Consider the following 22215-nt stretch of genomic DNA (forward strand, 5'->3'; position numbering starts at 1 on the left):
CAATGTCGCAGTGCTTGGACACAGTCCTGAAATGTTGCGCACCCCTGGTCACAGGACTGACATTTCCACCGTTTGAAGGGAGGACCCATGCTGGACCTGATGACTCGCAGCGACGAGGCGCTGGACACCATCCGCCGCACCTTTCCGGTGGCTCTTGGCGATTACGCCATGCCGGCCGGGGGCACCGGGCTGGTGATCATCGACGAGGTGAAGGGGTTCGCCGCCGTCGGTTGCGGTCCGCTCGCCCCGGCGGCGCCGAACGCCCAGGTGGAGCGCATGATCGCCGAGACGGACCGGCTGGCCCGCCGCTTCGCCGGGGCCGGCTGGCCGATCTGCGTTTCCCTGGACCGTCACGACCCGGACAGGCCGGAGCCGCCCTATCCCCCGCACTGCCTGGTCGGCACCGGCCATGACGAACTGGTGTCCGAACTGGCTTGGCTCGAGTCGGAGCCGTCGGCCACTCTGATCGCCAAGGACTGCATCAATTTCTTCATCGGTGCGACCGAGTTGGGCGCGGCCGGCAAGGCCGGGCGCAACCGGCTGGTGGACTGGGTCAACGGCAACCGGCTGGTGTCGGTCGTCACGGTCGGCATCTGCACCGACGTCTGCGTGATGGATTTCGTCCTGACCCTGCTGTCCGCGCGCAACCACGGCATGATGCCGACGCTGAAGGACGTGGTGGTCTACGAGCCGGGCTGCGCCACCTACGATCTGCCGGCGGAGGTCGCGGAGGAGCTTGGCCTGCCGGAGACGGCCGCCCACCCGCAGGAGCCGGCGCACCATATGGGCCTCTACATGATGGCGTCGCGGGGCGCGCGTCTGACCGACACGCTGCGCTGAGGTGCGGCGGATCAGGGCTTTCGCTTTTTGCCGACGGCTCTGGTAACATCCCAGCGTGGCAAGGGTCCCGAACGTTCAACCGGTGTGCGATGCCGGGGGAGACGGCCGGACGGCGCGGAGACGTCGCACGTGGAAGAGCGATATCTGAGGGCGATCCGCAACGCGCTGGTCCGGCATCAGCAGTGGCTGACGCGCGACCCCAGCATGAAGGGTCGTTGCGCCGACCTCAGCTTTCACAACCTGTCGGGCCTGGGCCTGCGCCGCATCAACCTCAGCAGCGCCAAGCTCAGCGGGGCGAACCTGAGCAGCGCCCGGCTGACCGGCGCCGACCTGTCGCGCACCGATCTGTTCGGCGCCGACCTGTCGAAGGCCGAACTCACCGGCGCGTCCCTGGAAAGCGCCGATCTGCGCGGCGCGCGGGTGGAGGGCGCCACGCTGGAGGAGGCGAACCTGCGCGGCGCCGACCTGCGCAAGGGCATGATGCTGGGAGCCGACGAGCGCAAGCCGGCGGGCAACGCCGACGGCAGCACCACCTTCATCGGCTCCAAGATGGCCCGCGCCATTCTGTCCGACGCCCGTCTGGCGCAATGCGACTTTTCCGGCTGCGACATGGCCGGAGCGACCTTTTCCGGCAGCGACATGACCGGGACGATCCTGATCGGCGCCAATCTGATCGGCGCGGTGATGGAGCGGGTGGAGATGCAGGGCGCCCTGCTGTGCGGCGCCCGGCTGGACGACGAGCTGCGCCAGACGCTGGAGCGGCGCGGGATCGACGTGGACGGCACCGGACTGGTCAGCCTCGCCGGGCGGATGGCCGACAGCATTTCCGCCCACCAGCTCTGGGTCGAGCGCAACGCCGCCGCCGGCTTGAGGCTGGAGATGCAGCGCGTCGACCTTCGCGGCTACAACTTCGCCAACCAGCTTCTGGCCGGTTGCGTGATGCGCTTTTGCGGGCTGCGCGGGGCGGATTTCTCCGGGGCGAAGCTGGTCATGGCGGACCTGTCCTACTGCGACCTGCGCGAAGCGGACTTCACCAGCGCCGATCTGTCCGGCTGCAACCTGCGCGGCGCCAATCTGGCGGGGGCGAAGTTGTGGCGGGCGCGGCTGCGCCCAGTGGACCTCGCCGGGGACGGCAGCCGCCTGTGGCCGACCAACCTCGCCGAGGCCAGCCTGACCGGCGCCGACCTGCGCGACACCAGCCTCGCCCGCGCCATCCTGCACGGCACCGACCTGACGCGCATCCGCGCCACGGCGGAGACCCTGCGCGGCGCCGACCTGAGCTTCGCCGTCGGGGTCGAGCCGCAATACGCCTGAGACGGTTTTACGAAGCCTCCGCCACCCGGATGCGGCCCTGGATGATCGCCTCGCGCGCCTCCTCCAGCCGGTCCTTCATGGCGGGGGTGACCAATGCACGGTTGTTGTCGTCCAGCGCGTAATCGACGCCGCGCTCGGCCAGCCCGAGGGCGCGCGGGCCGGGGGTCCAGGCGCCGCTGCGGCCCTCCCCGAAGGCGCGCTCCACCGCCAGATCCACCCGCTTCAGCATCGAGGTCAGGATGGTGCCCGGGTAGAGGTGGTTCTGGTTGCTGTCCACCCCGATGGCGAGGCGACCGCCGTCCTTGGCCGCCGCGAAGATGCCGAAGTTGGAGACGCCGGCCCCGGCGAACACCACGTCGGCACCGCGCTGGAACTGGGCCTTCGCCACCTCGGCCCCGGTGGTCGGGTCGTTGAAGGCGGCGGGGGTGGTGCCGACGAAATTGACCAACAGGCCGACGTCCGGGCGGGCGTGGCGGGCGCCCTGCTGGAAGCCGGCGATGAACTTGCGGATCAGCGGGATGTCCAGCGCCCCGATGAAGCCGACGGTTCCCGTCCGCGAGGCCATGGCCGCCAGCATGCCGACGAGGAAGGACCCCTCCTGCTCCTTGAAGGTCACGGACTGGACGTTTGGCGCCTCCACCACCGCGTCGACGAGGGTGAAGCGGACGGCGGGGTGTTTCGGCGCGAGGCTGGCGAGCGGGGCTGCGTAGTAGAAGCCGATCAGCGCGAGGTCGGTCACGCCGCGGCGGAGCAGGGCGGCCACCGCCTGTTCGAACTGCGCCGTGCTGGCCGGCAGATAGTCGCGGTAGGCGACCCCGGTGGCCTCCTTGAACCGCTCCGCGCCGGTGAAGGCGCCCTCATTGAAGCTCTTGTCGAACTTCTGCCCGACCGCGTAAAGCAAGCCCGGCGCAAAGTTCTGCGCCCGCGCCGGAGCGGCGAGCGTGGCGAGGCCGGCAGCACCGAGTGCCAGGACGGAACGGCGGGAGAGATGGGTCGTCATCGGGCGGGCTCGGCGGTCAGAATTTCGGACACCAGCGCCGCGTGCCGCGCCCGCAGCGGGGCGAGGGCAGGGCTGTCGGGCTGGGGCGGCTGGAGGACCAGCCGCGCGTCGGCGCGCCCGGTCGCGGCCAGGACCGCGCCGGGGAAGGCGTCGGCGGCGCGGCGCAAAAACTCCGCGAAGGCCTCGTCGGGCAGGCCGCTGTCGGGCGTCCCGTCGTCGCCGCGCAGGTTGAGGAACAGCAGCGTGTCGCCGAAGGCGGTGTAGCCGCCACCGAGCCCCTCATGCTCCGCCGCGGCGGCGAGGAAGAAGCGCTGGGCGCGCTCCGGCGTCAGGCTGTCGGCGGGAAAGCGGACCAGGGCGTAGCCGGTGGCGCCGTCCGCGCTGTCGAAGTCCGCCACCAGGACGCTCTCCTGTTCGAGGCTCCAGGCGATGGCCCCGGCCAGCCGGTCGGCGGGCGCGTCCTCCAGCCGCAGGGTCAGGTGGAGCGATGGGTTGGTCTGGAGCCGGTAGCCGCCCATCCGCAGGTCGGCCACCGCGACCGCTCCACCCAGGCCGGCGGCGTCGAGGATGGCGGGCAGCAGCTCGGTCCGGGCTTGCTCGGTCAGGCGCTGCCGCGCCTCGTAGGACGCTCCGGGCGGGGCGCCTGCCGGCACCGCTTCAAAGAACAGGTGCTGCGCCACCGCCTGCGCGAAGGCGGGCGCCGCAGTGAGGATCAGCGCGAAGGCAAGGGCAAGACGACGCACCGGCCGGGGTTCCCGAGCGAGAAGGGCAAGCGCAGTCTAGACGGGATGGGTGTATTGACGCATAGGTTAATTGAATGACGCATGCGTCTGGACGAGCCCCGGGTGATCTGTGCTAGCATCGCCGACAAACAGGGCGGCCGCGGCGGCCAGCCCCGACGGAAGAACCATGGGGAGGGCAAGCGATATGACGGACGCGCGCACGCTGACGGGCAAGACCCTGTTCATCACCGGCGCCAGCCGGGGCATCGGCAAGGCGATCGCGCTGCGCGCCGCCCGCGACGGCGCCAACGTCGTCATCGCGGCCAAGACGTCGGAGCCGCACCCCAAGCTGCCCGGCACCATCTTCTCCGCCGCGGAGGAGGTCGAGGCTGCCGGCGGCAAGGGGCTGCCGATTCTCTGCGACATCCGCGACGACGCCCAGGTGGCCGAGGCGGTGGCCCGCACGGTGGAGGCGTTCGGCGGCATCGACATCCTGGTCAACAACGCCAGCGCGATCAGCCTGACCGGCACGCTGGACACCCCGCTGAAGCGCTGGGACCTGATGATGGGGGTCAACGGGCGGGGCACCTTCGCCTGCGCCCAGGCCTGCCTGCCGCATCTGCTGAAGGCGGAGAACCCGCACATCCTGACCCTGTCGCCGCCGCTGAACCTCAATCCGCGCTGGTTTCAGCACCACACCGCCTACACCATCGCCAAATACGCGATGAGCCTGTGCACGCTGGGCATGAGCGCCGAGTTCCGCGGCAAGGTCGCCGTGAATTCCCTGTGGCCGCGCACGATCATCGGCACGGCGGCCATCGCCATGCTGAAGGGCGCCGCCGAGTTCGACAATTGCCGCAAGCCGGAAATCCTGGCCGACGCCGCTCACGCCATCCTGACCCGCGACGCCAGGACCTGCACCGGACACTTCTTCATCGACGACGAGGTGCTGGCTGAGGAGGGCGTCACCGACCTGGAGCCCTACGCGGTCAAGCCGGGCGCCCCGCTGGCGCCGGACATCTTCCTGGATTGAGGGCGGTCCGACGGAGCCGTAACATGTTGCGGGGTGGCCGGGCCACGGCTACCCCTTTTGCGTCCCGTGAGCGCTCTTGGCGCAGAGCAGCGTTCCCACGATATCACAAGCATCGGCCGCCGATTTCGATTACACTGCGGTTTGTTTGCTCCCCAAATCGAAAGGGACCCTTTTCGCCGATCGGCTGATCCCCGGATTCAATCCGCCAACCGGCAAGTGTCCGCACGTCCCTTTCCAGCTTGTTTTCACACACCGTCCGGTTGGGGCGGAGCGGATGCTCGAACAGCGTCAAACACTGAGCTTGTCCCAGAACAATCGGTTCATTCCGGAGCTCTTATGACCATCGAGCTGCACACCTTTACCGTTACCCTGAATCACTCGGAAGCAACGGCGTACAAGAGTCTGGCCGAGCATCGGGCCTGGGTCCGCACCGCGGTGTCCGACCTGTCGGAGGTGCTGCGCACCGCCGGCATGGGCGCGGAGGCCCGCCTGCGCGGGCACGACCGCTGTGGTCACCTCGTCGTCGAGGCGACCGACACGGGTGCGAATTTCCTGCGCACCCTGCCGGCCATCGTCAGCGTGGAGGTCCACTGACCGGCGAAGCGCAACGGTCTACGGACAGTTTAAAAGGGGCCGGAGCGGCAACGCTCCGGCCCTATTGCGTCCAGGGCTATCGCAGTTGAGATCCCCTCTCCCCTCTGGGGAGAGGGTTAGGGTGAGGGGGATGCCCGTGTCGAACCGTCCGGCAAAAGCGCGACCCCCTCACCGGCCCTTCGGGCCACCCTCTCCCCGGAGGGGAGAGGGTTAAATTAGCCAAATGCGACAACCCTGCCTTTGGGTCAAATCCCAACCCGTGCGGCGTCCCTCAGCCGGTGCAGGAAGCGCTCGGCGCGGGCGAGTTCGCTCAGCTCCACATACTCGTCGGGCTTGTGGGCCTGCTCGATGTCGCCGGGGCCGCAGACCACGGCGGGGATGTTGGCGATGCTGGTGAACAGCGCGCCCTCCGTGCCGAAAGCCACCTTGCCATGGCCGTTCTGCTCGGCGAGGTTCTTGACCAGCGTCACCTCCTCCGACTCCGGTGGGGTGTCGAGCGCCGGGCTGTCCGACAGCGTTTCCCAGGAGAAGCCGGCGTCGGGGCGGACGGCGCGCATCTCCGGCTCCAGCGTCTTGGCGAAGTCCCGCAGCTCCTTCAGCATCGGCGCCACGGGGTGGTCGGCGAGATGCCGGATCTCGAACTCGAAGGAGGCGTCGGAGGGGACGATGTTGCGGGCGGTGCCGCCCTCCATCACCCCGGTGTGCACCGTGGTGTAGGGAATGTCGTAATCGTGGTCGAACGGCCCCTGTTCGGCGAAGCGGCGGCCCATGCCGCGCAGGAAGGACACCAGCTCCGCCGCGTACTCCACCGCGTTCACCCCCTGCGGGGCGAGCGAGGAGTGGCAGGCGTGGCCGTGGACGCGGCAGCGCAGCGCCACCTTACCCTTGTGGCCGACGATCACCCGCATCCGCGTCGGCTCCCCAACGACGCACAGGCGCGGCTTTACCGTCATCCCGGCAAGCTGGGTCAGCAGGCCGGGCACGCCGAGGCAGCCCAGCTCCTCGTCGTAGGAGAAGGCGTAATGGACCGGCGTCGTCAGGTTGGCGGCCAGGAAATCCGGCGCCATGGCCAGCGCCGCCGCGATGAAGCCCTTCATGTCCGCCGTGCCGCGCCCGAACAGCTTGCCGTCGCGCTCGGTCAGGGTGAAGGGATCGCTGGACCAGTCCTGGTCGTCCACCGGCACCACGTCGGTGTGGCCGGACAGGCAGACGCCGCCGCGGTCCATCGGGCCGATGGTGGCGTAGAGGTTGGCCTTGGTCCGCTCCTCGTTGAACACCAGCGTGCTGGACACGCCCAGCGCCGCGAGATGGTCGCGGATGTAGTGGATCAGGTCGAGGTTGGAGTTGCGGCTGGTCGTGTCGAAGGCGATCAGGTCGCGCAGCAGCTCCAGCGTGCGCGGGCTGCACGCGGATGGGCCGGCGGGATCGGGTGAGGGCATCATGGACCTGTGGTTTCGTTCAGATGGCAGGCGGACCAGCGCCGGGGCGCGATCGCGCGCAGGGCCGGGCGTTCCGCCGAACAGCGTGGCATCGCGTGCGGGCAGCGCGGATGAAAGGCGCAGCCCGACGGCGGGTCGAGGGGCGATGGAATTTCTCCGCGGATCGGCGCGAACCGCCGCTTCTCCACGGACACGCGCGGCGCCTCGTCCAACAGCGCCTTGGCATAGGGATGATTGGGTTTGTCGAACAGCTCCGGTGTCGGGGCCAACTCCACGATCCGTCCAAGATACATGATCGCGGTGCGGTCGGAAATGTGTTCCACGACGCCCAGGTCGTGGCTGATGAAGAGATAGGTGAGCGACAGCTCTTCGCGCAGGCGCATGAACAGGTTGATGATCTGCGCCTGGATCGACACGTCGAGCGCCGCGACGGACTCGTCGCAGACCAGCACGTCCGGCTTCACCGCCAGGGCGCGGGCGATGCCGATGCGCTGCCTCTGCCCGCCGGAGAACTGGTGCGGGTAGCGCCGCAGATAGGCGGGGTCCAGCCCGACCTGCCGCAGGGTCGCGGCCACATAGTCCTCCGCCTGCCGCCGGGGGACCAGCCCGTGGACCACCGGCGCCTCCCCGACGATGTCGGCCACGCGCAGGCGCGGGTTGAGCGAGGCCATGGGGTCCTGGAAAACCATCTGGATCTTCAGGTTGGCGTGGTGGCGGTCGGCCGGGGACAGCTCCCGCAGGTCGCGGCCGCGCCAGCGCAGGGTGCCGGCGCTGGGCGGCAGGATGCCGGCGACCATGCGGCCCAGCGTGCTCTTGCCGCAGCCGGATTCGCCGACCAGCCCGACCACCTCGCCCTCGGCGATGGACAGGTCCACGCCGCTGACCGCCTGCACCGCCCGGTCGTCGATGGCCGCCCCCAGCCGGCGGGCGAAGCGCTCCACCACGTCCAGCTTGCGCGAGAAGCGCTTGGTCAGCCCGTCCAGTTCGATGATGGATGCGGTGCTCATGCGGCGTCTCCCCGCGCTTCGGCTCCGACGGGGTTCCAGCAGCGCCAAGCCCGATCCTCCCGCTCTCCCACCAGTTCGGGCATGGTCGTGCAGGCACCGGTGGACCGGTCGCAGCGCGGCCGGAAGGCGCAGCCCTCCGGCAGGTCGAGGACGGAGGGCGTCATGCCGGGGATGGAGCGCAGCGGCACGCCGCGCCGGTTGCGGCTGGGCACCGATTCCAGAAGGCCGCGGGTGTAGGGGTGGCGCGGGTTGCCGATGATCTCGGCCACCGTCCCGGTCTCCACCACCCGGCCGGCGTACATCACCGCCACCCGGTCGGCCAGAGCCGACACAACGGCGAGGTCGTGGGTCACCCAGATCAGCGCCGTCCCCGTCTCGCGGCAAAGCGTCTGCACCTCGAACAGGATCTGCGCCTGGATGGTGACGTCGAGCGCGGTGGTCGGCTCGTCGGCGATGATCAGGTCGGGGGAGTGCAGCAGCGCGATGGCGATGGCCACGCGCTGGCGCATCCCGCCGGAGAACTGGTGCGGGTAGGCGGCCAGCCGCTCGTCGGGCGAGGCGATGCCGACGCGGGCCAGCGCCCGGCGCGAGCGTTCCCACGCCTCGGCCCGGCCGACCGTCTCATGGGCCTGCACGGCCTCGACCATCTGCGTGCCGATGCTCAGCACCGGGTTCAGCGTCATCATCGGGTCCTGGAAGATCATGGCGATGCGCCGCCCGCGGATGGCGCGCAGCCGCTTCTCCCCGGCGCCCACCAGATCCTCGCCCTGGAACAGCACCCGGCCGCCGACCACCCGCCCCGGCGGATCGACGAGGCCGAGGATGGATTGCCCGGTCACCGACTTGCCGGAGCCGGACTCGCCGACCAGCCCGAGGATCTCGCCGCGGTCGAGCCGCAGGTCGACCCCGTCCACCGCCTTCACGGTGCCGGCGCGGGTCAGGAAATGGATCTTCAGCCCGTCCACGCGCAGCAGGGGTTCGGTCATCGCGTGCCCCCTTTCAATGGTTGATCTTCAATGGTTGAGCCGCGGGTTGAGGACGTCGCGCAGCCGGTCCCCCACCAGATTGATCGCCACGATGGTGACCAGCAGGGCGAGGCCGGGGAACAGGCTGACCCAGTAGTCGCCCGAAAGCATGTACTGGTAGCCCGACGCGATCAGCATCCCCAGCGACGGCTGGGTCACCGGGACGCCGACGCCGAGGAAGCTCAACGTCGCCTCCAGCGCGATGGCGTGGGCGACCTGGACCGTCGCAACGACGATCAGCGGCGGCAGGCAGTTGGGCAGCAGGTGGCGCATCATGATCCGCCGATGGGGCAGGGCAAGGCACTGCGCGGCCTCGATGTATTCCTTGCGCCGCTCCACCAGGGCGGAGCCGCGGATGGTCCGCGCGTAATAGGCCCACTGCACGGCGGCCAGCGCGACGATCACCTTGTCCACCCCCTTGCCCAGCAGGGCCAGCAGGATCAGCGCGATCAGGATGGCCGGGAAGGAGAGCTGGATGTCGACCAGCCGCATGACCAGCCCGTCCACCCGGTCCCCCGCATAGGCGGCGAGCAGCCCGACCGCCACTCCGACGGCGAGCGCGATCAGCGTGGCGACCACCCCGACCAGCAGGCTGGTGCGCAGGCCGAAGACGATGGCCGACAGCATGTCGCGCCCCTGGTCGTCGGTGCCCAGCCAATAGGTCCAGCCGCCGCCCAGCGATCCCGGCGCCATCATGCTGTCGAGGATGTCCAGTTGGGCGAGGTCGTAGGGGTCCTGCGGCATCACCCAGCGGGCGAGCAGGGCGGCCAGCACGATCAGCACCAGCGCCGCCAGACCGGCCAGCGCCGTGCGCGACCGCGCGAAGTCCCGCGCCAGCCGCAGGAAGGGCGTCTCGACCGCCGGAGCCTTGGCCGTGATGGTGCTCATGCCCGTCCCCCGCCCAGCCGGATTCGCGGGTCGAGCAGCGAATAGACCAGATCGACGATCAGGTTGATGACGACGAACAGCAGCACCGTCACCAGCAGGTAGGCAATCACCACCGGCCGGTCGAGCTGGAGGATGCTGTCGATCAGCAGCTTGCCCATGCCCGGCCAGGCGAAGACCGATTCCGTGACCACCGAGAAGGCGATGACGCTGCCCAGCTCCAGCCCCAGGACGGTGACCACCGGGATCATGATGTTCTTCAGGATGTGCACCCCGACGATGCGCGCGGGCGACAGCCCCTTGGCGCGGGCGAACTTCACATAGTCCTGCAAGGCGACCTCCCGCGTGCCGGCGCGTGCCAGACGGATGACCAGCGACAGCTTGAACAGGGCCAGATTGACGGCGGGCAGGATCAGATGGGCCAGCCCGTCGGCGGTCAGGAAGCTCCACTGCACGCCGAACAGGCCCGCCGTCTCGCCGCGACCGCCCGCGGGCAGCCAGCCCAGCGTCACCGCGAAGGCCATGATGAGCATCATGCCGACCCAGAAGGTGGGCAGCGAGAAGCCGAGGATGGAGCCGGTCATGATGACCCGCCCGGCCAGGCTGTCCGGTTTCAGCCCGGCCCACAGCCCCAGCGGGATGCCCAGCACCACCGCCACCAGCATGGCGCAGAGCGCCAGCTCCAGCGTCGCCGGGAAGCGCTGCAGCACGAGGCCGAGCGCCGGCACCCCATGGACGAAGCTGGTGCCGAGGTCGCCGCCGAGCGCGCTGTCCACGAAGCGCAGGAACTGCTCGTGCATGGGCTTGTCGAGGCCCAGCCGTGCGATGGCGGCGGCGCGTTCGAACTCGTCGGCCTCGGGGCTGATGAGCACGTCAATGGGGTTGCCGATGGCGAAGATGCCGGCGAAGACCAGCACCGACATCGCAACCACGACGACCGCGCTCTGCGCCAGCCGCCGGAGGATGAAGACAAGCATGGCGCTCCGCTACTGTCTAACCCTCTCCCCTCTGGGGAGAGGGTGGCCCGGAGGGCCGGTGAGGGGGATGCGCGTTACGGAGCGTTCGATAGAAGCGCAACCCCCTCACCCTAACCCTCTCCCCAGAGGGGAGAGGGAAAGAGGGCGGCGCTCGCTCCGCTCACTTCGCGGGGGTCACCTTCTGCGCCAGCGTGTACTGGTCGGCGCGCGGTTCGTAGCTCAGCCCCTTCTTCATCGCCCAGACCGTCACCTCGTAATGCAGGGGGATGATGATGTCGGCGTCCACCGCCCGCTTCACCGCGGCCTGGAGCAGCTTTTCCCGCTTGGCGTCGTCCACGGTCGCCAGCGCCGTGTCCAGCATGCCGTCCAGCTCCGGGTCGGAGTAGCTGGTGTAGTTGGTGGTGCCGTAGCCCTTCTCCTTGATCGGCGTGGCGATCAGCGCCTTCAGCGGCGAGGACATCTCGCCCGAATCCGCTCCCCAGCCGGCCAGGAAGACGCTGTATTCCTGCTTGTTGCGCTTGGAGAAGAAGACGTTGGCGGTGGTCGCGTCGACCTGGGTCTGCACGCCGATGCGGGTGAACATCTGGGCGACCGCCTGGGCCACCTTGTCGTCGTTGATGTAGCGGTCGTTCGGCGTGCCGAGCGTGAGCTGGAAGCCCTTCGGGTAGCCGGCCTCGGCGAGGAGCTGCTTGGCCTTGTTGGCGTCGGTGGCGACGGTGACCTCCGGGTTGTTGCCGTAGAAGCCGGCGGGGAGGTACTGGTTCGCCGGCTCCGCCACGCCCATCATGATGCGCTTCACGATGGCGTCGCGGTCCACCGCCAGCGACAACGCCTTGCGCACCTTCGGGTCCTTCAGCGGATTCTTGCCGTCGGTCCCGGTGATGGTCGGCGGGGTGTCCTGGACGCCCAGCGCCAGATAGATCACGCGGTTCGACTGGGCCTGGGCCAGGGAGACGTTGGGGGCGGATTTCAGCCGCTCGATGTCCTGCACCGGGGGCGATTCGATCATGTCCACGTCGCCCGCCAGCAGGGCGGCGACGCGCGGCCCGTCGCTGGTGATCGGGCGGAAGACCACCGTGTCCCAGGCCGGCTGTTGTCCCCAATAGTCAGGGTTGCGCTCCAGCACCTGCCGGTCGCCCTTGGTGTAGGACTTGTGCTTGAAAGGCCCGGTGCCGATCATCAGCGAGCCGTCGTTGAAAGCTTGGGTGGTCGGCCAGGAGTCGGCCTTGCAGCCGGCCTTGTCGAAGGTGACGGCCTCGCCGCCCGCCGCCTTGGCGGAGATGATGCCGAAGGTCGACAGTTCCACCGGCAGCAGCGGGTAGGGCTTGCCGGTCTTGATGATCAGGGTGTGCGGGTCCGGCGCCTCGATCCCCGCGATGCCTTTGGTGTAGACGGTGAAGGAGGACGGGCTGTTGGCGACGTTCGGGATGCGGCAGACCGAGTAGACGAAGTCCTGCGCGGTGAACTCGGTGCCGTCGTGGAACTTCACGCCCTTGCGCAGCTTGAATTCCCAGGTGGTTTCGTCGACGGCGCGCCAGCTTTCCGCCAGTTCGGGCTGGAGCCGCATCTTGGCGTCCATGCTGACCAGCGACTCGAACACATGCTTGCGGGCGCGCGTGTTGGGGCCGAGGTTGTGGTAGTGCGGGTCGAGCGCGCTCGGCTCCGCCGAGGTGCCGACCGTCAGGGTCGCCGCCCGCGCCGGTGCCGAGACGGCGGCCAGCAGGGCCAGGGCGGCCACCGCCGGCAGGGTGTGTTTCAAGGTTCCTGAGCGCAGCGCATCCGCAAGACGTCGATCACGCCAATGCCGATCACGTAAGGCCATCCCTCGTCCCCCTGATTGTACGTTTGAATTGTACCCGTGAAGCAGGCTCCCAGCCCTTGGACCGCGGTTGTTGCGACCCGATTCTTGTCGTTCGGCTCGCCGTGACTGTGGCGCCGGCACGTATGTGTTCAACGATCAGAGCTTGAAACCATTGATCTGTCAACAGGGTCCGGTCTTCTGACCTATCCGGTTTTTCCCGATGGAAAGCTTTGGCAAACGGCGCCGGACGGGGCAGGATCGCTTCACCCGAAAACGCCAACGAAGAGAGCGAGGGGATTAGAGATGAAGACCTGCCAATCCTTCTACATCGGCGGCGCCTGGACCGAACCCGCGGCGGGCGCCACCGTGATGGAGGTGTTGAACCCGGCGACGGAGCAGGTGTCGGGCACCGTGGCGCTCGGCGGGCCGGAGGACGCGCAGCGCGCGGTGGCGGCGGCCCACGCCGCCTTCGACGGCTTTTCCCGCACCCCCCTGAACGAGAGGCTGGAGCTGCTGGCGGCCGTCTGCGCGCTCTTCGAGAAGCGCATGGACGAGGTCGCCGACGCCATCACCGAGGAGATGGGCGCGCCGCTGGCCGCGCTGTCCAAGCCGGCGCAGGCCTTCATGGGGCTGGCCCATTTCAAGACGGCCCTGGAGGCCGCCCGCGAGTACCCGTTCGAGCGGACCCGCGGCACCACCCGCATCCTGCGCGAGCCGGTCGGCGTCTGCGCCATGATCACGCCGTGGAACTGGCCGATCAACCAGATCGCCTGCAAGGTTGCCCCGGCGCTCGCCACCGGCTGCACGATGGTGCTGAAGCCCAGCGAGTTCGCCCCCTATTCGGCCTGGATCTTCGCCGAGATCCTGCACGAGGCCGGCGTGCCGGCGGGCGTCTTCAACATGTTCTACGGCGACGGCGCGGTGGTCGGCCCGGTGCTGGCCTCGCACCCGCTGGTCGACATGGTGTCGCTGACCGGCTCCACCCGCGCCGGCGCGTCGGTCTCCCACAACGCCGCCGACAGCATCAAGCGCGTGTCGCTGGAACTGGGCGGCAAGTCCGCCAACATCATTTGCGAGAGCGCCGACCTGACGAAGGCGGTGACCCACGGCGTGCGGTCGATGATGTCCAACACCGGGCAGAGCTGCAACGCGCCGTCGCGCATGTACGTCCCGGCCTCCCGCCTGGACGAGGCGGAAAAGATCGCCGCCCAGGTCTGTGCCCGTCTGGTGGTCGGCGACCCGCGCGGCGACCGCACGGGCGTCGGCCCGATCGCCAACCAGCGCCAGTACGAGCGGGTGCAGCGCCTGATCCAGGCCGGCATCGAGGAGGGGGCGTCCCTGCTGTGCGGCGGTCCGGGCCGTCCGGAGGGGCTGGAGCGCGGCTTCTTCGCCAAGCCCACCGTCTTCAGCCGCGCCACCGACAGCATGACCATCATGCGCGAGGAAATCTTCGGCCCGGTGCTGACCATCCGCCCCTACGAGGACATCGAGGAGGCGATCCGCAGCGCCAACGACTCGCTCTACGGCCTGTCCGGCTACGTCTACGCCGGCACGGTGGACGAGGCGCGGGCGGTGGCGAAGCGTCTGCGCACCGGCATGGTGCACCTGAACGGCGCGTCCATCGACCTCGCGGCGCCCTTCGGCGGTTACAAGCAGTCCGGCATCGGCCGTGAGTGGGGCGAGGTCGGTTTCGAGGAGTTCCTGGAGACCAAGTCCGTCTACGGCAGCGAGCCGGCCGCGTAAGGGGCTGAAAGTGGCGTTGAATATCCCCTCTCCCCTCCGGGGAGAGGGTTAGGATGAGGGGGGTGCGCATTGCTGTACGTCCGGCAAATGCACAACCCCCTCACCGCCCGCTTCGCGGGCACCCTCTCCCCAGGGGGAGAGGGCTAGACGGTTCGTCCCCTTATGCCTCCGCGGTTTTGGCGGCGGCGACGAACTCCTCGCTGGTCGCTTTGCCCAGCCCGTTGAAGAACAGGTTCAGCAGGACCGCGGCGATGGTGCCGAGCAGGATGCCGCTGTGCAGCAGCGGCGACAGGAAGGGCGGCATCTTCTGAAAGATCTTGTCGGCGACCAGCGGCACCATGCCCAGGCTGATGCTGATGGCGACGACGTAGATGTTGCCGCGGTTGGTCGTGTAGTCGACCTTCGCCAGGATCTTGATGCCGGTCGCCGCGACCATGCCGAACATCACCAGGCCGGCTCCGCCCAGCACATAGGTCGGGACGGAGGCGACGACGTGCGCCAGCTTCGGAAACAGGCCGAAGGCGACCAGGATGGCCCCACCGGCCACGCAGACCCAGCGGCTGCGCACCCCGGTGATCCCGACCAGTCCGACATTCTGCGAGAAGGAGGTGTAGGGGAAGGTGTTGAAGACGCCGCCGATCAGCGTGCCCAGCCCGTCCGTGCGCAGGCCGCGGGTCAACTGCTCCGGCGTCACCGGGCGGCCGACCATCTCGCCCACCGCCAGGAACATGCCGGTGGATTCGATCATGACGACGATCATCACCAGCGACATGGTCAGGATCGACCAGAACTCGAACACCGGCATGCCGAACTGGAACGGGTAGATCACGTCCACCCACTTGGCCTGTCCCACCCCGTCGAAGCTGACCAGCCCGAGCACCATGGTCAGGGCGAAGCCCGCGACGATGCCCAGCAGGACCGAGATGTTGGCCCAGAAGCCCTTGGCGTATTTGGTCACCAGCAGGATCACCGCCAGCACGAACAGCGCGACGCCGAGATAGAGCGGATCGCCGAAATTCGGGTTCCCGGCCCCGCCGCCGGCCCAGGTGATGCCCACCCGCATCAGCGAGATGCCGATGATGGCGATTACGGTCCCCGTCACCACCGGCGGGAACAGCGGCAGCAGGCGCCCGACCAGCGGGGCGGCCAGCGTGGCGAAGACGCCGGCCCCGATCACCGCGCCGTAGATGCCGAGAAGCCCCAGCGACGGGTTCCCCGCCATGGCGACCATCGGCCCGACCGCGGCGAAGGTGACGCCCATCATCACCGGCAGGCGGATGCCGAACTTCCAGAAGCCCAGCGTCTGGACCAGCGTGACGATGCCGCAGGCGAACAGGTCGGCGTTGATGAGCAGGGCGATCTGGTCCTTGGGCAGCTTCAGCGCGCCGCCGATGATGAGCGGCACGGCGATGGCGCCCGCGTACATCACCATCACATGCTGCATGCCCAGCGCCAGCAGGCGCAGCAGCGGAAGCTTCTCGTCAACCGGGTGGGGTCGGGTTGGTGATTCCAGCGACGACATGATCCATGACCTCCGCGAATGAACAGGCGCGAAATGCATGGCCCGTGCCACAACCGGCGGGGCAGAGGATCGTGGTGGAGCCCGCCCGGATGTGCCGCGAAAGACGGCGGTGCTCGGGAGGGATGCTCAATCCATGGGCAGCCCCATATTCCCTCTCCCCTCTGGGGAGAGGAGTAGGGTGAGGGGGTTGCGCGTGGCGGATCGTCCGGCAAAAGCGCACCCCCCTCACCGGCCCTTCGGGCCACCCTCTCCCCGGAGGGGAGAGGGCTAATGCGCTGCAAGCGAAGGGCGTTCGCTCAGGGCCGCGCGCCGGACAGCGGTTGCGCCGCTTCCGCCACCACCGCCTTGCGGACGGGCAGGCCGGCGCCGCGCAGGGCTTCGGTGATGCGGTCGCCGTGGCCCTCGTCCTCCACCTCGATCAGCAGGGCGACCTCGGCGGACTTGACGGAGAAGGCACCGAACAGGCGCTGGTGCTGCACGTCGATGATGTTGCCGCCGCACTCGGCCACGATGCGGGCCACCTGGGCCAGCGCGCCGGGCTGGTCGGCCACGTCGATGTCCAGGTTGATCAGGCGCCCGTCGCGGGCGAAGCCGCGCATCAGCACGTTGGCGAGCGTGCGCGTGTCGATGTTGCCGCCCGACACGATCAGGCCGACCCGCTTGCCGCGGAAGCGCTCGGGGTGGAAGAGCAGGGCGGCCAGACCGGCGGCCCCGGCGCCCTCCGCCACGGTCTTCTCCACCTCGATCAGCATGGCGATGGCGCGTTCGATCACCGCTTCGGGCACCAGCACCACGTCGCAGCCGTTCTGCTTCAGGATGTCCATGGGCCGGTCGCCGACGTCGCGCACGGCGATGCCCTCGGCCACGGTCGGGCCGCCGACCTTGACCGGCTGCCCGGCGAGGCGCTGCGCGGCGGCGGGGTAGGTCTCCACCTCCACCCCGACGACCTCCAGGCCGGGCCGCAGCGCGCGGGCGGCGACCGCGGCCCCGGCGGCCAGTCCGCCGCCGCCCACCGGGATGGCCAGCGCGTCGAGGTCCGGCACCTCCGCCAGCATCTCCAGCACGACGGTGCCCTGGCCCGCGATCACCGCGTCGTCATCGTAGGGATGGACGAAGACCAGCCCGTCCCGCTTGGCGAGGTCGTGGGCGAAGGCCGCGGCTTCGGCCAGGGAGTCGCCCTCCAGGATGACGGTGGCGCCGTGGTAGCGCGTGCGCTTGACCTTCACGAAGGGAGTGAAGCGCGGCATGACGATGGTCGCCGCGATGCCCAGCCGCTTCGCGTGGTAGGCCACGGCCTGGGCGTGGTTGCCGGCCGACATGGCGATCACCCCGGCCCGCCGCTCCTCCGGCGTCAGGTGGAGCAGCCGGTTGGCCGCCCCGCGCTCCTTGAAGGACGCGGTGAACTGGAGGTTTTCCAGCTTGACCCAGACCTCGGCGCCGGTGATCTGCGACAGGGTTTCCGAGCGCAGGAAGGGCGTGCGGCTGATGCGTCCGGCCAGCCGTTCGGCGGCGGCGTGAATGTCGTCGATGGTGACCGGCATATTCCTGTGCTTCCTCTACGAACCGCCCTTCCCAGGCGCGCTGGAGACCGCACCGTACAGGTCCGGACGGCGGTCCGCCAGATGCGTGCCGACCCGGCGCAGGACGGGGTCAAGATTGACGGTCAACAAAGCTTCGCCGTCGCCGGCCCGCGCCAGCACCGATCCGTCCGGCGCCGCCACGCTGCTGAGCCCGCAATAATCGAGTGTCCCCTCGCGCCCGCAGCGGTTGGCGTAGGCGACGAAGATGCCGTTCTCGAAGGCGCGGGCCGGGACGATCGTGGTGGCGACGACCTCATAGGGCGCCATCAGCGCGGTCGGCACCAGCAGCACGTCCACCCCGGCCAGCGCGTGGCGGCGCACCAGTTCCGGGAACTCCACGTCGTAGCAGATGGCCACGCCGAGCCGCATCCCGCCGATCTCGGCGGTTGGAAAGGCGTCGCCGCCCGGCGCGAAGGAGCCGCGGTCGAGATCGCCGTAGAGATGGGTCTTGCGCTGGTTCAACCGGGGCCGCCCGTCCGCCCCGATCAGTTGCGCGGCGTTGTAAACGGCGCCGTCCGCCCCGCGCTCCGGATAGCCATAGAGGAGGGCGACGCCGTGCCGCCGGGCCATCTCGGCGACCCGCGCGGCCATCGGCCCATCCGCCGGCTCGGCCAAGGTGCGCACCGCCTCCGCTCCGATGTCGTAGCCGGTCAGGCCCATTTCCGGCCCGATCAGCAGGGCCGAGCCGCGTCCCGCCGCCTCCGCCGCCGCCCGTTCCAGACGGTCGAGGTTGCGGTGCGGCGTACCGGGCTCCGCGTCCGCCTGGAGCAGGCTCAGCCGCATGGCGTCAGCCCTGGTTCTGGCGGTTGGCGAGGGCGCGCACCGACAAGCAGAGGATTTCGAACAGCATCTGGGCGCCGGCGTGGGCGGTGTTGGTCGTCGCGTCGTACTGGGGCGCCACCTCCACCACGTCGCCGCCGATGATGTCCAGACCGTCGAGCCCGCGCAGGAGCGCCAGAGCCTCCCGCGTGGTCAGGCCGCCGACCTCCGGGGTGCCGGTGCCGGGGGCGAAGACCGGGTCCAGGCAATCCACGTCGAAGGAGACGTAGACCGGCCCGTCGCCCACCACCTTGCGGGCTGTCTCGATGACGCCGGCGATGCCGCGCTCCGGGATGTCCTCCGCGTGGATCACGGTCATGCCGCTGTCGTAGGAGAACTCCCACAGATACTCGGTGCTGCCGCGGATGCCGATCTGCACCGTGCGCTCCGGGTCCAGCACGCCGTCCAGCACCGCCTGCCGGAACGGGCCGCCGTGGTGGAACTTGGCGCCCTCGTAGGGGCCGCCGGTGTCGCAATGGGCGTCGAAATGGATCATGCCCACCGGACGCTCGCGGCCCAGCGCCTTGAGGATCGAATAGGTGATGGAATGGTCGCCGCCCACCGACAGCGGGATGACGCCGGCGTCCATCACGCGGTTGTAGAAGGCCAGGATGTCGCCGTGGCAGGACTCTAGGCTGAAACGGCTGGACAGCGGCACGTCGCCGACGTCGGCCAGCTTGCAGGAGGCCGCCGGGACCATGCGCAGGGCGTGCTCGTAGGGGCCGATGCGCTCCATCCCGCGCACGGCGCGCGGGCCGAGGCGGGCACCGGCCCGGTTGGTGACGCCCAGGTCCATCGGCACGCCGATCAGCGCGATGTCCAGCCCGCCGAAGTCCGCGGCGTCGGCCGCGTCGGGGCGGTAGGGGGCGTCGAGCAGGGTGGACACCCCGGCGAAGGGCTGCACCCGCTTGCCGCCGGAGAACTGGAGGGCGGCCACCCGCTGGAACTCCGGATCGTGGAAGTCGTCGCCGCCGGAGCCGCTGTACTTCGTACGCAAACGATCAAGCTTCTGAGGGTCGATCATCGTCCGGATCTCTTTGAAAAAGGAAGGAAGGTTAGTCGTTCTTGGCCCAGGCGCCGAGCAGGCGGGGCAGGTCGCCGAACCACGCGATCAGCCCGAAGACCACCGCGGTCAGCGATACGAACAGCACCGTCACGGCGGCCATGGTCGGGGTGTAGCCGTAGCGGAGCGCGTTGAAGATCTTGATGGGCAGCGTTTCCAGCGTGAAGCCGACCACCATGTAGGCCACGATGTACTCGTTCAGCGACAGCACGAAGGCGAAGGCGAAGCCGGAGATCACGTAGGGCCGCACCAGCGGCATCACCACCGTGCGCAGCACCGTCCGGTCGTCCGCCCCCATGGTCGCCGCCGCCTCGACGTAGGAGCGGTCCACCGCGCCGAAGCCCAGCGACAGCGTGACCAGCGGCAGCGTCACGAAGAAGACCGCGTGGCTGACCACCACCGTCCAGGGCGACCCGTATTCCCCCACCGCCGCCCAGAAGCTGAGGAAGCCCAGCGCGGTGATGACCGGCGGCAGGATGAAGGGCGTCATGCCCAGCACCTCGAACGCCCGCGCCCAGGGGGCGCGCCAGCGCCACAGGAACCAGGCCAGCGGAAAGGCGATCAGCACCGCCAGCGCCGCCGACAGGGTGGCGACGACGAGGCTGGTGATGAGGGCGCCGCGCCAGCCGGGATCGGTGAAGACCTCCGCGTACCAGGCGAGCGAGAAGCCCTGCGGCGGGAAGGTCAGCGATTTCTTCTCGTTCACCGAGACGCCGGCCACCACCAGGATGGGGGCGGCCAGGACCAGGGCGATCAGGCCGGCGGCCAGGGAATTCAGCGTGCGCATCAGCATCAAGCCGTCTCCTCCCGCCGCCCGGCAAGCAGCGCCAGCCCGACGAGGGCGAGGCTGACCAGCACCAGGAAGACGGCCATGGCCGCCGCGAAGGGCATGTTGGACTGGTAGATCGCCTGATCGGTGATCAGCACCGACAGCGTCCAATGCTGGGGCCGTCCGAGAAGCTGCGGCAGCAGGTAGGAGCCGAGCGCGAAGACGAACACCATGATCGTGGTCGCCACGATGGTGTTGCGCAGCGCCGGCACCACCACCGTGAAGAAGGCGCGCAGCGGCGAGGAGCCGAGCGTGCGTGCCGCCTCCTCCAGATAGGGGTCGAGGCGGGCGAGCGCCGGGTAGAGGACCAGCACCGTGTAGGGGAAGGCCTGATAGACCAGCCCGGCCAGCAGCGCACCGAAGCTCGGGCTGAGCGATTGCGGCTCGGCCATCAGGCCCAGCGCCACGAACAGGTTGGTGATGCCCGCGGTGCGCGACAGCAGGGTGGACCAGGCGAAGCCGATGATGACTTCCGACAGCGAGAGGATCGACAGCAGGAAGACCAGCCAGCGGATCTGCGCGCCGCGCGGCAGCTTGACCAGCCGGTAGGTGAAGGGGAAGGCGATGCCCACCGACAGCGCCGCGACCAGCGCCGCCAGCCCCAGCGAGAAGGACATCACCCCGCCGAAGAAGGCGGTCAGAAACCGCTCGTAATTGGCGAAGACGAGGTCCGGCTCGTAGAAGCCGCCGGGCACGCGCCGGAAGACGCTGACCGCGATCATCAGGCTGAAGGGGATGACGAAGAAGACGACCAGCATCAGCGCCGGGAACAGGATCGGCGCGTGCTCGGCCAGACCACGGGGCGCGCGGCGGATCATTGCGGACGCTCCGCCATTGGCGGCAGCACGACGCAGGCCGCCGCGGGGAACTCCACAGCCAAGGCGCCGCCGGGGGCGACCGGCGGGCGGTCCTGCGGGCGCGACAGCGCGACGATCTCCTTCCCGGCGACGTCGATGCGGAACTCCACGCTGGCGCCGAGGTCGCGCATGAAGGACAGCGTGCCGGTCAGCCGGTTCGGCCCGTCCGTCCCCGCGGGGTGGACGATCACGTCCTCCGGCCTGACGGACAGCAGGACGCGGCCGGTCGGCGGCAGGTCGGGCAGGTGCAGGGTGCCGCCGGGCACGGCGGCGGTGCCGGGGGCGGTGACCTCGCCCTCCAGCAGGTTGGTCATGCCGATGAAGTCGGCGACGAAGGCGTCGGCAGGCTGGCGGTAGACCTCCATCGGCGGGGCGGCCTGATGGATGCGGCCCTGCGACATCACCACCACGAGGTCGGCCATGGTCATCGCCTCCCGCTGGTCGTGGGTGACGACGATGGTGGTGATGCCCAGCCGCTGCTGAAGCTGCTTCAGTTCGATCTGCATGGCCTCGCGCAGCTTGGCGTCAAGCGCCGACAGCGGCTCGTCGAGCAGGAACAGCTTGGGCGACAGGGCCAGCGCGCGGGCGATGGCGACGCGCTGCCGCTGCCCGCCCGACAGCTTGGAGACCGGCCGGTCGGCGACGCCGGGCAGGCGGACCAGCTCCAGCAGCTCGTCGGCGCGCTTGCGCTGCTCGGCCTTCGCGGCGCCGCGGATGCGCAGGGGATAGGCGATGTTCTCGCCCGCCGTCAGGTGCGGGAAGAGGGCCAGCGACTGGAACACCATGCCGAATTCCCGCGTGTGGGCGGGGGCCGTGGTGATGTCGCGCCCATCGATGACCAGCCGTCCGCCGGAGGGGTCCTCCAGCCCGGCGATCATGCGCAGCAGCGTCGTCTTCCCGCAGCCGGACGGGCCGAGCAGACAGACGAATTGCCCGTGCGGGATGCGCAGCGACGCGCCGTGCACCGCGGTCACGGGACCGTATCGTTTGGTGAGACCGTCGAGGACAAGGGCTGACATGGGATGGCTTTTTGACTGTCGTTCACAACGGGCTTTTCCCCTCGCCCCTTTGGGGAGAGGGTTAGGGTGAGGGGGCACCCATAGGGCGTCAACGCAGCCTCATTGCAGTGCGTGTCCGGCCTGCGGCCGCCCCCTCATCCCATACC

20 protein-coding genes are annotated in these 22215 nt (G+C 69.4%); 5 read left to right on the forward strand and 15 right to left on the reverse strand.

Translation table 11 applies throughout. The features are described 5' to 3' along the window. Positions 1–87: 87 nt before the first annotated feature. Positions 88–840, forward strand: coding sequence for an isochorismatase family protein (locus ACWPN5_RS08040; protein WP_145687217.1), 753 nt, complete (start codon positions 88–90; stop codon positions 838–840). Between the two features lie 129 nt (positions 841–969). Next, positions 970–2154 carry a pentapeptide repeat-containing protein gene (locus ACWPN5_RS08045; RefSeq protein ID WP_492295127.1) on the forward strand — a complete coding sequence of 395 codons (1185 nt, stop codon included), beginning with the start codon at positions 970–972 and terminating at the stop codon, positions 2152–2154. A gap of 7 nt (positions 2155–2161) precedes the next feature. Here the strand turns inward: ACWPN5_RS08045 and ACWPN5_RS08050 are convergent, their stop codons facing one another. Further along, positions 2162–3154 (reverse strand): BMP family lipoprotein, encoded by a 993-nt coding sequence (locus ACWPN5_RS08050; protein ID WP_492295128.1) that lies wholly within the window; start codon positions 3152–3154, stop codon positions 2162–2164. Further along, positions 3151–3897: a hypothetical protein gene (locus ACWPN5_RS08055; RefSeq protein ID WP_492295129.1), complete on the reverse strand. Its 747-nt coding sequence runs from the start codon at positions 3895–3897 to the stop codon at positions 3151–3153. Before ACWPN5_RS08055 ends, ACWPN5_RS08050 begins: the two co-directional genes overlap by 4 nt. 184 nt (positions 3898–4081) lie before the next feature. On the opposite strand from ACWPN5_RS08055, the gene ACWPN5_RS08060 reads away from it, so the two are divergent. After that, on the forward strand, positions 4082–4909 hold the full coding sequence (locus ACWPN5_RS08060) for an SDR family oxidoreductase (protein WP_145687209.1): 828 nt from the start codon (positions 4082–4084) through the stop codon (positions 4907–4909). A 336-nt stretch (positions 4910–5245) separates the two neighbouring features. Further along, entirely contained in the window at positions 5246–5503 is a 258-nt protein-coding gene (locus ACWPN5_RS08065; RefSeq protein WP_109072703.1) for a hypothetical protein, read from the forward strand. 245 nt (positions 5504–5748) lie between these two features. Here ACWPN5_RS08065 and argE read toward each other — a convergent pair whose 3' ends face one another. The 6 genes from argE to ACWPN5_RS08095 form a co-directional block, all read right to left on the reverse strand. Beyond that, entirely contained in the window at positions 5749–6945 is a 1197-nt protein-coding gene (gene argE / locus ACWPN5_RS08070) for an acetylornithine deacetylase (protein ID WP_492295130.1), read from the reverse strand. Beyond that, positions 6942–7949 carry an ABC transporter ATP-binding protein gene (locus ACWPN5_RS08075; protein WP_145687205.1) on the reverse strand — a complete coding sequence of 336 codons (1008 nt, stop codon included), beginning with the start codon at positions 7947–7949 and terminating at the stop codon, positions 6942–6944. Before ACWPN5_RS08075 ends, argE begins: the two co-directional genes overlap by 4 nt. Continuing rightward, on the reverse strand, positions 7946–8935 hold the full coding sequence (locus ACWPN5_RS08080) for an ABC transporter ATP-binding protein (RefSeq protein WP_492295131.1): 990 nt from the start codon (positions 8933–8935) through the stop codon (positions 7946–7948). Before ACWPN5_RS08080 ends, ACWPN5_RS08075 begins: the two co-directional genes overlap by 4 nt. Before the next feature lie 27 nt (positions 8936–8962). After that, complete coding sequence (locus ACWPN5_RS08085; RefSeq protein ID WP_492295132.1) at positions 8963–9862, reverse strand: ABC transporter permease; 900 nt, start codon at positions 9860–9862, stop codon at positions 8963–8965. After that, complete coding sequence (locus ACWPN5_RS08090) at positions 9859–10836, reverse strand: ABC transporter permease (RefSeq protein ID WP_492295133.1); 978 nt, start codon at positions 10834–10836, stop codon at positions 9859–9861. The genes ACWPN5_RS08085 and ACWPN5_RS08090 overlap by 4 nt, the downstream gene beginning before the upstream one ends. Before the next feature lie 160 nt (positions 10837–10996). Continuing rightward, positions 10997–12595: an ABC transporter substrate-binding protein gene (locus tag ACWPN5_RS08095; protein WP_492295134.1), complete on the reverse strand. Its 1599-nt coding sequence runs from the start codon at positions 12593–12595 to the stop codon at positions 10997–10999. A gap of 345 nt (positions 12596–12940) precedes the next feature. On the opposite strand from ACWPN5_RS08095, the gene ACWPN5_RS08100 reads away from it, so the two are divergent. Then, entirely contained in the window at positions 12941–14380 is a 1440-nt protein-coding gene (locus ACWPN5_RS08100) for an aldehyde dehydrogenase family protein (RefSeq protein ID WP_492295135.1), read from the forward strand. Positions 14381–14540: 160 nt separating this feature from the next. Here ACWPN5_RS08100 and ACWPN5_RS08105 read toward each other — a convergent pair whose 3' ends face one another. From ACWPN5_RS08105 to ACWPN5_RS08135, 7 genes are all read right to left on the reverse strand, one after another. After that, the gene (locus tag ACWPN5_RS08105) at positions 14541–15902 is read right to left on the reverse strand and encodes a nucleobase:cation symporter-2 family protein (RefSeq protein ID WP_492295136.1); all 1362 of its coding nucleotides are present in this window, start codon (positions 15900–15902) and stop codon (positions 14541–14543) included. 296 nt (positions 15903–16198) lie between these two features. Beyond that, positions 16199–17443 (reverse strand): threonine ammonia-lyase, encoded by a 1245-nt coding sequence (locus tag ACWPN5_RS08110; protein ID WP_492295137.1) that lies wholly within the window; start codon positions 17441–17443, stop codon positions 16199–16201. 15 nt (positions 17444–17458) lie between these two features. Next, a complete protein-coding gene (locus ACWPN5_RS08115; RefSeq protein ID WP_492295138.1) occupies positions 17459–18265 on the reverse strand; it encodes a carbon-nitrogen hydrolase family protein in 807 nt (268 codons plus the stop codon). Positions 18266–18269: 4 nt separating this feature from the next. After that, on the reverse strand, positions 18270–19325 hold the full coding sequence (gene speB, locus ACWPN5_RS08120; protein WP_492295139.1) for an agmatinase: 1056 nt from the start codon (positions 19323–19325) through the stop codon (positions 18270–18272). Positions 19326–19356: 31 nt separating this feature from the next. Further along, positions 19357–20157: an ABC transporter permease gene (locus ACWPN5_RS08125; protein ID WP_114861232.1), complete on the reverse strand. Its 801-nt coding sequence runs from the start codon at positions 20155–20157 to the stop codon at positions 19357–19359. Next, entirely contained in the window at positions 20157–21011 is an 855-nt protein-coding gene (locus ACWPN5_RS08130) for an ABC transporter permease (protein ID WP_114861233.1), read from the reverse strand. The genes ACWPN5_RS08125 and ACWPN5_RS08130 overlap by 1 nt, the downstream gene beginning before the upstream one ends. Beyond that, positions 21008–22069 carry an ABC transporter ATP-binding protein gene (locus tag ACWPN5_RS08135; protein WP_492295140.1) on the reverse strand — a complete coding sequence of 354 codons (1062 nt, stop codon included), beginning with the start codon at positions 22067–22069 and terminating at the stop codon, positions 21008–21010. The genes ACWPN5_RS08130 and ACWPN5_RS08135 overlap by 4 nt, the downstream gene beginning before the upstream one ends. Positions 22070–22215 lie beyond the last annotated feature (146 nt).

This window comes from Azospirillum sp. UENF 211521, assembly GCF_058780535.1.